This window comes from Haemophilus haemolyticus (assembly GCF_003493685.1).
In the GTDB taxonomy this organism is placed as follows: domain Bacteria; phylum Pseudomonadota; class Gammaproteobacteria; order Enterobacterales; family Pasteurellaceae; genus Haemophilus; species Haemophilus haemolyticus_O.
In genome coordinates, this window is sequence record NZ_QQJW01000041.1 from 1 (window position 1) to 313 (window position 313).

Sequence of the window (313 nt, forward strand, 5' to 3'; positions counted from 1 at the left end):
TTAGACAGCTAGGATGTTGGCTTAGAAGCAGCCATCATTTAAAGAAAGCGTAATAGCTCACTAGTCGAGTCGGCCTGCGCGGAAGATGTAACGGGGCTGAAATATAGCACCGAAGCTGCGGCATCAGACGTAAGTCTGTTGGGTAGGGGAGCGTTGTGTAAGCGGAAGAAGGTGTATTGAGAAGCATGCTGGACGTATCACAAGTGCGAATGCTGACATAAGTAACGATAAAACGGGTGAAAAACCCGTTCGCCGGAAGACCAAGGGTTCCTGTCCAACGTTAATCGGGGCAGGGTGAGTCGGCCCCTAAGGC

At 51.1% G+C, this 313-nt stretch carries 1 rRNA gene; it reads left to right on the plus strand.

Features of this window, described 5'->3' with window-relative positions:
* Window positions 1-313: ribosomal RNA gene (locus DV434_RS10700) — 23S ribosomal RNA — on the plus strand; the annotation flags it as partial.